The organism is Flagellimonas flava, assembly GCF_050617915.1.
GTDB lineage: Bacteria > Bacteroidota > Bacteroidia > Flavobacteriales > Flavobacteriaceae > Flagellimonas > Flagellimonas flava_A.
In genome coordinates this window covers 1-229 of record NZ_JBODQE010000247.1, presented here as the reverse complement: position 1 = coordinate 229, position 229 = coordinate 1, and the positions used below count along the sequence as shown (strand labels likewise).

The following is a 229-nucleotide window of genomic DNA, read 5'->3' as shown; positions in this document are numbered from 1 at the left end:
ATTTAAAATTGCCAAGACCTTTTCCTTGCAACGTAATCGTGGGTCTTTGTCAACGGGAAACAGGAAAAAATCGTGATCCGTCTTGTAGTTCCCATAGGGTGATACCCCATAAGTTCTGGAAAAACCAGTGTCTGTGCTCACCACCCTCACTTCAGGAAACAGATGTTTTAAAGTTTCCCAATCGGATTCCAAAAGTTGATACAGTTTCCGTTTACTGCCAATTAAAGTT

At 41.0% G+C, this 229-nt stretch carries 1 protein-coding gene; it reads right to left on the bottom strand.

Translation table 11 applies throughout. The annotated features are described in order from the left end of the window. Positions 1 to 229 (bottom strand): DUF3179 domain-containing (seleno)protein (locus tag ACRHOZ_RS21715; RefSeq protein ID WP_431130512.1); only part of this gene is annotated, 229 nt, incomplete at both ends.